The sequence below is a fragment of the Aeromonas sp. HMWF015 genome, from assembly GCF_963878965.1.
In the GTDB taxonomy this organism is placed as follows: Bacteria; Pseudomonadota; Gammaproteobacteria; order Enterobacterales; family Aeromonadaceae; genus Aeromonas; species Aeromonas veronii.
The window spans coordinates 2,150-9,845 of sequence record NZ_CAWNZT010000109.1; the positions used below are offsets into that span (position 1 = coordinate 2,150).

The window sequence follows — 7,696 nt, forward strand, 5'->3', positions numbered from 1 at the left end:
CGCCGCAATTGCAGCGCCCCCTCCTCCACCAGCGGCTGCCAGTCGGGAATAAGCTGCATCAGCTCGCGCAGCTCCTCATCGCTCACCTTGGGGGCATCGGCGCGACACGCTTCACACTGTTGGCTGGCCAGTTCGGACATGGGTTACTCCTGCTTGAATTAATGAAAAATTAATGAAAATGAAATAGGGTTGTTTGCTTTTGGTCAGCTCGCCTGTTTGCCAGCGGCAACCTCAAAACGTGGCGGATAGAGGCCAAGCCGACTGGCCTCCGCCAGAGCAGCCATGATCTCCTCCCCGGTCAGCTGGTAGAGATGATCGAGACTCGGCAGCACAAAATAGGTGGGCTGCATGATGTCGATGCGATACGGGGTGCGCAGCACAGTCAGTAGATCGAAGGGTTGCAGCAGCGGTTTGCCACAGAGGGCATAGGCGGTCTCGCCGATGGAGGAGAGAATACCGCCGCCGTAGATACGCAGCCCGTCAGGCGTGGCCAGCAGGCCAAACTCCACGGTGAACCAGTAGAGCCGCGCCAGAAAGACCCGCTGCTCCTTGCTCGCCTGCTGCCCCAACTGACCGTAGAGGTGGGTAAAGTGAGCAAAGGCCGGATTGGTCAGCATGGCGCAGTGGCCGAAGATCTCGTGAAAGATATCCGGCTCTTGCAGGTAGTCGAGCTCATCCCGGCGCCGGATAAAGGTCGCCACCGGAAACTGGCGATTGGCCAGCAGGGCGAAGAAGCGATCGAACGAGATAAGTGCAGGCACCGCCTCCACCGACCAGCCGGTCGCAGGCTGCAAGACGGCGTTGATCTCGGCCAGCTGGGGGATGCGATCTCGCGGCAACGTCAGTCTTTCAAGGCCCGCCAGATACTCGTCACACGCCTTGCCTTCAAGCGCCGCCAGCTGGCGTTCGATCAGGATCTGCCAGGTGCCGTGCTCTTCGTTGCTGTAGTGGATCACCCCGTCAGCATCCGGCTGGTGGGCGGTGTAGAAGGTTGCCATAGCGGTTCCATCCTCTGGCGCCACATCAGGCGCCTTGCCGTTTCATCACGGCTTCACTGTAACGAAATGGCAACAAAAAAAGCAGCCGACCCATGAGTCGGCTACCTGAAACAGTTGTAAATAAATTGTGACAACCCGCTCACCAATCCCCACTACAACTTGACCATGATATGGCGCGGCACCGTGTAATCCTCCAGCGCATAGAGGGAGAGATCTTTGCCGTAGCCCGACATCTTCATGCCCCCGTGGGGCATCTCGGAGGTGAGCATGAAGTGGGTGTTGATCCAGGTGCAGCCATATTGCAGGTGGCTGGCCACCTTGCTGGCGAGGCTCAGATCCTTGGTCCAGACCGACGAGGCGAGGCCATAGTCCGAGTCGTTGGCCCACTGCACCACCTGCTCGGCATCGTTGAAACGGGTCACCGACACCACAGGGCCAAACACCTCGCGGCGCACAATCTCATCCTCCTGCCGGGCCCCGACAATCAGGGTCGGCTCGAAGAAGAAGCCTTTGCCGGGGCGGATCTTGCCTCCCGCCGTCACCTCCACATGACCGCTGCTCTGGGCCCGCTCGACAAAGCTGGCGACCCGGTTGCGCTGTCTGTCCGAGATGAGCGGCCCCATCTCGACCCCCTCCTCGTACTGGTTTCCCACCTTGATGGAGGCCACCGCATCGGTCATGGCGGCGACGAACTTGTCGTAGATCTTGCCCTGGGCATAGATACGGCAGGCGGCGGTGCAATCTTGCCCTGCATTGTAAAAACCGAAGGTGCGAATGCCCGCCACCACCGCCTCCAGATCCGCATCGTCGAAGATGATCACTGGCGCCTTGCCGCCCAGCTCAAGGTGGGTGCGCTTCATGGTGCGGGCGGCGCTCTGCAGGATCTTCTGGCCGGTGGCGATATCGCCGGTGAGCGATACCATCCGCACCAGCGGGTGCTCCACCAGGGGCGCCCCCACGCTTTCCCCCCGCCCGCAGATGACGTTGATGACGCCGCGGGGGAAGATCTCGCTGGCCAGTTCGGCAAGACGCAAGGCGGTGAGCGGGGTCTGTTCGGAGGGTTTGAGCACCACCGTATTGCCCGCCGCCAGCACCGGCGCCATCTTCCAGGCCGCCATCATCAGCGGGTAGTTCCAGGGGGCGATACTGCCCACCACCCCGATGGGATCGCGCCGGATCATACTGGTGTGCCCCTCGAGATACTCCCCCGCCAGCGGCCCTTGCAGGCAGCGGGCCGCCCCGGCAAAGAAGCGGAAGCAGTCCACCACCGCGGGCAGCTCGTCGTTGAGCACCGCCAGATAAGGTTTGCCGCAGTTGAGGGATTCCAGCGCCGCAAACTCCTCGGCGTGGCGCTCGACGAGATCCGCCAGACGCAGCAGCAGGTTGCTGCGGCTTGCCGGGGTGGTGCGGCTCCACTGGGCGAAGGCGCGCTGGGCACCGTTCACCGCCCGGTTCACCTGTTCGAACGAGGCTTCGGGCACGGCGGCGATCTGTTCGCCGTTGGCCGGGTTGAGAATGGGTTCGGCCTGCCCCTCGCCGGTCACAAACTGGCCATCAATCAAGAGTTGGGTAGAGAGTTTCATGGTTGCATCCTTGCGCACGCGTTGAGTCATCATTTGCCACTGCCAGCGACATCATGAGTGTCGCGAGTAAGGTAGTAGGCAAGCAAAATGGGGATAGTGGTGAAGGCCACTATGATGAGGGCCACCACGTTGGTGACCGGCCTGTCTCGGGGACGGATCAGCTCCTGATACATCCAGATGGGCAGCGTGGTCTGCTGGCCCGCAGTGAAGGTAGTAACGATCACTTCGTCAAAACTCAGGGCAAAGGCCAGCATGCCCCCCGCCAGCAGCGCCGTGGCCAGATTGGGCAGGATCACGTAGCGCAGGGTCTGGAAGCCGTCGGCCCCGAGATCCATCGACGCCTCGATGAGGCTCTGGTTGGTGCGGCGAAAACGGGCCAGCGCATTGTTGTAGACCACCACCACACAGAAGGTGGCGTGGCCGATAACGATGGTCCAGAAGCTGAACGGGATCTCCATCAAGCCGTAGGCCGAGCGCAGCGCGATACCGGTGACGATACCGGGCAGCGCGATGGGCAACACCAGCAACAGCGACACCACCTCCTGACCGAAGAAGCGGCTGCGGGCAATGGCCCCTGCCGCCAAGGTGCCGAGGATCATGGCTGCCAACGTTGCCAGCCCCGCGACCTCCAGCGACAGCTGGATGGCACGCCACACATCGGGGCGATTGAGGGTCACCTCGAACCACTTGAGGGTGAGCCCGGGGGGCGGAAACTGGTAACTCTTGCTCTCGCTGGTGAAGGCGTAGAGGAAGATAAACAGAATGGGAAAGTGCAGGAACAAGAGTCCACCGATGGCGGCGTACTTGAGCAGGCCCGAAGGGCGCTCTCCCTGACGGCTCACTGAGCTAGCTGACATGACGGCCTCCTTGCTGCCGGTTCAAAGCGATAGAGTCAAAGCGCATCAAAGGCTCCTAACCGTTTCGCAATCGCCAGATAGATGGCGATGATAAGGATCGGCACCAGCGAGAAGGCGGCGGCAAAGGGCAGATTGCCCGCCGTTCCCTGCTGCATGTAGACCACCTGACCGATATACATGGTCGAGTTGCCGATGATGCCGGGGATGATGTAATCACCGAGGGTCAGCGAGAAGGTGAAAATGGAGCCCGCCACCACACCGGGCAACGCCAGCGGCAGGATCAGGTTGCGAAAGGTCTGGGCGGGTGTCGCCCCCAGATCGCTGCTCGCCTCCAGCAGGGATCGCGGTATACGCTCCACCGCTGCCTGAATGGGCAGGATCATGAAGGGCAGCCAGACATAGACGAACACGATAAAGGTGCCGAGCCGCGAAAAAGAGAGCGACGGGCCACCTATCACCGGCAGGGAGAGGATGGCATCGAGCAGCCACTCCAGCCCCATGCTGTCGGCCAGCCAGCTCACTACCCCCTCCTTGGCCAAAATCAGCTTCCAGGCATAGACCCGCACCAGATAGCTGGACCAGAGCGGCAGCATGATCCCCACATAGAACAGCGCCCGGGTCTTGCCACTGGTGTAGCGCGCCATGTAGTAGGCCACCGGAAAACCGAGCAGGGCGCAGGCCAGGGTCACCAGTAGCGACATGCCGACGGTGCGGCCGATCACATCCAGGTTCTCCGGCCGTAGCAGGGCGACGAAGTTTTGCAGCCCCAGCTCGTGGCGCACCTGACCGCTGAACTCGTCCAGCCCGAACAGGGAGTTGGAGAGCAGCATCAGCAAGGAGCCGACATAGATGATGCCGAGCCACAGCAGCGGCGGCCCCAGCAGGATCGCCAGCAGCAGGCCGGGTCGACCATAGAGCAGGGTCGAGAGGCGCCGCAGCGGCCTGAAACGGGCAGGTTCGGGCTGATGGTTCATGGCAAGACTCGCACTGTGAGGGGCACTCATGGCTGCGCCCCCTGATGGGCGCCGCTCAGGCGGTGGATGGCCTGCTCCGGCCAGCTGAGGCTGACCCTGCTGCCACGGGCCAGACGGGCCTGCCCCTCATTGGGGTGATTGACGATGATCTCGAGCTGCTCCCCGAGATCAACCCGATAACGGACGAAGGGGCCCAGATACTCCACCTCGCGGATCTCCCCCGACCAGCCCGGCGCGCCCGCCTCACCGAGCCGGATCCGCTCCGGGCGCACCATCATCTGGCTGCCGTCACCGCACAGCCGTCTGGCCTGCTCCCCTTCGAACAGATTGACGGTACCGACGAAGCGGGCCACAAACGGCGTTGCCGGAGCGTCGTAGATAGTATCGGGCGCAGCGATCTGCTCAATCTTGCCCTGACTGAAGATGCAGATCCGGTCGCTCATGGAGAGCGCTTCCTGCTGATCGTGGGTGACGAAGATAAAGGTGATGCCCAGCTGGCGTTGCAGCGCCTTGAGCTCAAGCTGCATCTGCTCGCGCAGCTTGAGATCGAGGGCCCCCAGCGGCTCATCCAGCAGCAGGATGCGTGGCTGGTTGATAAGCGCCCGGGCGATGGCGATGCGCTGGCGCTGGCCGCCGGAGAGCTGGCTTGGTCGGCGCTTGCCGACCCCGGGCAGTCGCACCAGCTCCAGCATCTCGTCCACCTTGCGGTAACGCTCCGCCTTGGCCACCCCCTTGAGCATCAGGCCATAACCGATGTTGTCCCGCACATCCATGTTGGGAAACAGGGCATAGTCCTGAAACACGGTGTTCAGGTTGCGATCATAGGGCGGCACGGTGGAGCAGGGTTCGCCAAACAGGCGGATCTCCCCGTTGCTCGGGTACTCGAAGCCCGCGATCATCCGCAGGCAGGTGGTCTTGCCGGAACCGCTCGGCCCCAGCAGGGTAAAGAATTCCCCGGAGGGGATCTGGAAAGAGATGTCATCGACCGCCTTCACCTCGCCATAGTGGCGGCTGACCCGGTCAAATTGTACGGCGTTCATGGGGCGTCCTTGTCTGTGCTGGGATGGGCCGGACTCCTGTCCGGCCCGCTTGATTATCCGCTCTCTGCAGTCGTGCAGAGGAGGCGCAGCTCCCCTGCCGTTGGCAAGGTGGCAGCCGGGGCGACCACCTTGCTCACGCCGCCTTAGCGACCGCCCAGAATGGCGATATAGTCGGAGACCCAGCGGTAATAGGGCACGCAAGTTCCCTGGCTCTTGCACTGGGAGACCGGAGTGCGCCAGAAGCGAACCCGATCGAAGTTGTCGATACCGTTGGTTTTGCACCCGGTCTGGCCCAGCAGGGCATTGCCATCACAGGCGGCAGGTACCACAGGCACCGAGCCAAACCAGGCGGCGAGATCCCCCTGCAGCTTGTTGCTCAGGGAGTGCTCCAGCCACTTGTAAGCGCAGGTGAGGTTCTTGGCATCGCTGTGCACCATGCTGGTATCGGCCCAACCGGTCACTCCCTCTTTCGGCACAGTGGTGGCGATGGGTTGCTTGTCGGCAATCAGGGCATTGGCCTGGAACGGCCAGGAGCCTGACGCGACCACCCCTTCGTTCTTGAAGTCATCGATCTGGACGAAAGCATCATGCCAGTAGCGTCCCACCAGCTGGCGCTGCTTGCGCAGCAGATCGAGGGAGGCCTTGTACTGATCCTCGTTCAGCTCGTAAGGATCCTTGATGCCCAGGGCGGGCTGATGGGTCATCAGATAGAGGGCGGCATCGGCGATGTGGATCGGGCCGTCAAAGGCCTGCACCCGCCCCTTGTTGGACTTGCCATCCGCCAGGGTCTGCTCCTCGAACACCACGTTCCAGGAGTCCGGTGCCTTGGGGAACACCTTGGTGTTGTACATCAGGATATTGCCGCCCCACTGGTAGGGCACGCCGTAGTGCTTGCCATCCACAGTGTGCCAGGGGGCATTTTGCAGCCGGGGATCAATCTTGCTGTAGCTCGGGATGAGCGCCAGATTGAGCGCCTGCACCTTGCCACCGGCAATCAGACGCAAGCTGGCATCGCCGGAGGCGGTCACCAGATCGAAGCCCCCCTCGTTCATCAACGCCACCATCTCGTCCGAGGTGGCCGCCGTCTTGACGCTCACCTTGCAGCCGGTCTCTTTCTCGAATCCGGTCACCCAGTCGTAGTTCTTGTCGGTCTCGCCACGCTCAACGTAGCCAGCCCAGGCCACGATATTGAGCTGGCCTTCACCCTTGCCGAGCTCGGTCGGGGCAGCCTGGGTCTGGCCAGCCAGCAGCGCCGGCACAAGAGCCAGCATCAGAGGGGTCAATTTCATCATGCACTCCTTGCATTGTGTTGACTTGCATCAGGTGAAGGAACGCCACTGCGGGCGTTAACATCCTGTTAACCAGCAATGAGCTTAGGGGAGTGGCAATACGATGAATATTTCAATTTTTGATGGCTCAGGTATCAGCTAAATCGATATCGAGTGCAGATGAATCTGATTTTTGGTGGCTACCCCGCAAGAGATGGCTAGCGAGGGAGCGCCTGACGAGCTCTCAACCGGCTCTGATCCCGCGCAATATCGATAAATTCCCGCGCCGTCCAATCCAGCCGAGAACCACGGCGCCACACCAGCCCGATATCGATGGCGGGAATGGGCTCCTTGATGGGGCGCGCCTCGACCCGCTCCTGCTCCAGCGACCAGGGGCGATAGGCAAAGTCGGGCAACAGGGCGACCCCGAGCTGGCTGGCGACCAGACTGCGCACAGCCTCCACCGATGCGGTGCGCAGCACGATACGGGGGGAGATGCCGTAGCGGCGCAGGCCGCCACCGATGATCTGATCGAGCTGATCGGCGGTCAGCGAGATCATCGGCTCCTCCCCCAGCGCGGTGAGCGAGAGGGTCGACTCGGCGCAGAGCGGGTGGTTGGCGGCCAGCCAGAGGCGCAGCGGCGAACGGGTCAGCAATTCGGTATCAAACGCCTCTTGCCGGATGGTGCGGTTGGTCATCAGGATCCCCACATCCACCTCGCCGTTGACGATCTGGTGCTCAAGGAAGGGCTGTTCATCCTCCTTCACCTCGATCTGTACCGCCGGAAAGGCGCGGCGAAAACGGCCGAGCGCCTCTGAAAGGTAGTAACCCGCCACCAGAGTGGTCACGCCGATGGTGAGTCGCCCCTGATCCTGCTGGGCTACTGCTTTGAGGGAGTGGCTCGCCTCGGTCATGGCGCCGAGAATACGGCGGGCGTGGAGCAAAAACTGATGGCCTTGGGTGGTGAGGGTGACGC

General features: G+C 62.2%; 7 protein-coding genes and 1 pseudogene. All 8 read right to left on the minus strand.

Annotated elements, in window-relative coordinates; genetic code table 11:
* A pseudogene (locus AACS18_RS23135) lies at window positions 1–140 on the minus strand (4a-hydroxytetrahydrobiopterin dehydratase); the annotation flags it as partial.
* A gap of 63 nt (window positions 141–203) precedes the next feature.
* Entirely contained in the window at window positions 204–998 is a 795-nt protein-coding gene (gene phhA / locus AACS18_RS05290) for a phenylalanine 4-monooxygenase (protein WP_108613885.1), read from the minus strand.
* Window positions 999–1,150: 152 nt separating this feature from the next.
* Complete coding sequence (locus AACS18_RS05295) at window positions 1,151–2,581, minus strand: gamma-aminobutyraldehyde dehydrogenase (RefSeq protein ID WP_108613886.1); 1,431 nt, start codon at window positions 2,579–2,581, stop codon at window positions 1,151–1,153.
* Window positions 2,582–2,610: 29 nt separating this feature from the next.
* Window positions 2,611–3,438, minus strand: coding sequence for an ABC transporter permease (locus AACS18_RS05300; protein WP_005352644.1), 828 nt, complete (start codon window positions 3,436–3,438; stop codon window positions 2,611–2,613).
* Window positions 3,439–3,473: 35 nt separating this feature from the next.
* Window positions 3,474–4,442, minus strand: a complete 969-nt coding sequence (locus AACS18_RS05305; protein ID WP_005346227.1) for an ABC transporter permease — start codon at window positions 4,440–4,442, stop codon at window positions 3,474–3,476.
* On the minus strand, window positions 4,439–5,452 hold the full coding sequence (locus AACS18_RS05310; protein ID WP_108613887.1) for an ABC transporter ATP-binding protein: 1,014 nt from the start codon (window positions 5,450–5,452) through the stop codon (window positions 4,439–4,441). Before AACS18_RS05310 ends, AACS18_RS05305 begins: the two co-directional genes overlap by 4 nt.
* 143 nt (window positions 5,453–5,595) lie before the next feature.
* Complete coding sequence (locus AACS18_RS05315; protein WP_108613888.1) at window positions 5,596–6,741, minus strand: ABC transporter substrate-binding protein; 1,146 nt, start codon at window positions 6,739–6,741, stop codon at window positions 5,596–5,598.
* Between the two features lie 197 nt (window positions 6,742–6,938).
* Window positions 6,939–7,696, minus strand: a 758-nt coding sequence (locus tag AACS18_RS05320; RefSeq protein WP_258228858.1) for a LysR substrate-binding domain-containing protein, incomplete at its 5' end; no start/stop codon positions are given.

Bases quoted from the DNA above. Each gene is read 5' to 3' on its own strand.
- AACS18_RS05300 (WP_005352644.1), bottom strand. From the start codon at position 3,438: ATGTCAGCTAGCTCAGTGAGCCGTCAGGGAGAGCGCCCTTCGGGCCTG.
- phhA (WP_108613885.1), bottom strand. From the start codon at position 998: ATGGCAACCTTCTACACCGCCCACCAGCCGGATGCTGACGGGGTGATC.
- AACS18_RS05315 (WP_108613888.1), bottom strand. From the start codon at position 6,741: ATGAAATTGACCCCTCTGATGCTGGCTCTTGTGCCGGCGCTGCTGGCT.
- AACS18_RS05310 (WP_108613887.1), bottom strand. From the start codon at position 5,452: ATGAACGCCGTACAATTTGACCGGGTCAGCCGCCACTATGGCGAGGTG.
- AACS18_RS05295 (WP_108613886.1), bottom strand. From the start codon at position 2,581: ATGAAACTCTCTACCCAACTCTTGATTGATGGCCAGTTTGTGACCGGC.
- AACS18_RS05305 (WP_005346227.1), bottom strand. From the start codon at position 4,442: ATGAGTGCCCCTCACAGTGCGAGTCTTGCCATGAACCATCAGCCCGAA.